This is a genomic window from Brevibacterium picturae (assembly GCF_030453725.1).
In the GTDB taxonomy this organism is placed as follows: Bacteria; Actinomycetota; Actinomycetes; order Actinomycetales; family Brevibacteriaceae; genus Brevibacterium; species Brevibacterium sandarakinum_A.
This window is the reverse complement of the sequence record NZ_JAKDJU010000343.1, coordinates 1-1523: the sequence shown is the minus strand read 5'-3', so window position 1 is coordinate 1523 and position 1523 is coordinate 1. Positions and strand designations below refer to the sequence as shown.

The following is a 1523-nucleotide window of genomic DNA, read 5'->3' as shown; positions in this document are numbered from 1 at the left end:
GAGGACCAAGCCGGACAAGAGATTGATGACTCTGCCGGCGTCGCTCCACGGCTCAGAGAGGAAGGTGAGGAAGATTGCTGGGATCGAGACGAGTGCGGCGACCAGAACCGGCACTGCCAGGCGTTCCTGCCAGCGTTGCTCCCGGGTCGCTTTTGAGTCATCAGTCATCGTCACTATCAGGATAGTTGGTTGGCGCTGTGCTACCCCTCGAGCAGTCCCCGGATGTCCTCGGCCGTCACCGTCTGGCTGAATGCCTGACCGTTGGGGCCGCGCCCTTCGAAGGCCCCGCCGTCGGTCATGAGGGAGTCGAAGAGCTCAGCCTTCTTCTTCTGCAGGGCCAGGACCTTCTCCTCGATCGTTCCCTCGGCGACATAGCGATAGACCATGACGTTCTTCGTCTGTCCGATCCGGTGCGCTCGGTCGATCGCTTGGTTCTCCGTCGCCGGATTCCACCACGGATCCATAAGGAAGACATAGTCGGCCTCGGTGAGGTTGAGGCCGAAACCGCCGGCCTTGAGGCTGATGAGGAACACGGGAGCCGCGCCGGATCGGAACTCGTCGACGACCTGGCCGCGATTGCGAGTCGAGCCGTCGAGGACGACGTAGGGGACACCTCGGCGATCGAGATCCTCGGCCACCTTGTCGAGGAAGGAGGTGAACTGGCTGAACACGATTGACCGGTGGCCCTCCGCCACGACATCCTCGAGGCGTTCCATGAGGGCGGCGAGCTTGGACGAGTGCACACCTTCGTGTTCGCCGTCGACAATGCGCGGGTCGAGTGCGAGCATGCGCAGCAGGGTCAGTGAGCGGAAGACGATGAAGCGCTGCTTGTCATACTCGCTGTCGATGAAGCCGAGGATCTTCTTCCGCTCCTTCTGCAGCACCCGATCGTAGAGCTTGCGGTGAGCAGCGTTGAGCTCGACATTGATGACCTGCTCCTGCTTCTCCGGCAGATCGGCTGCGACAAGATCCTTCGTGCGGCGCAGCATGAACGGTCGAATCCGCTTCTGCAGCCGTCCCATTCGTCCCGGATCCTCACCGCCTTCGATGGGCCGCACGTATTCCTTCTCGAAGCGATGCGCGCTGGGGAAGAGTCCAGGTGCGGTGATGGAGAACAGCGACCACACATCGCGCAGAGAATTCTCCATCGGAGTGCCCGTCAGCGCCAGACGGAAGGGTGCGTTGACCGACTTCGCAGCCAGGTGGACCTGCGAGGAGCTGTTCTTCACGAACTGCGCCTCATCGAGAATGAAACCGGCCCAGTCCAGACGGGCGATCGGATCCTCGTCCAGGCGCAGCATCGCGTAGGACATGACGATGAGATCGGCACCGGCGACCACCTCGGCGAGGGGCTTCTGCCTCTTCTTCGTTGACTCGGAAACGACACGAACGTCGAGGTCAGGGGTGAACTTCGCGGACTCCTTCGCCCAGTTGTCCACCACCGAGGTGGGGGCGACGACGAGGAACGGAAGCTCTGGCTTCGCGTGGGCGATGAGTGCCAGGGTCTGCAGGGTCTTGCCCAG

At 62.3% G+C, this 1523-nt stretch carries 1 protein-coding gene; it reads right to left on the bottom strand.

Features of this window, described 5'->3' with window-relative positions:
* Nucleotides 1-200 precede the first annotated feature (200 nt).
* A partial coding sequence (locus L0G76_RS16205) for a DEAD/DEAH box helicase (RefSeq protein WP_304358151.1) occupies nt 201-1523 on the bottom strand: 1323 nt, incomplete at its 5' end.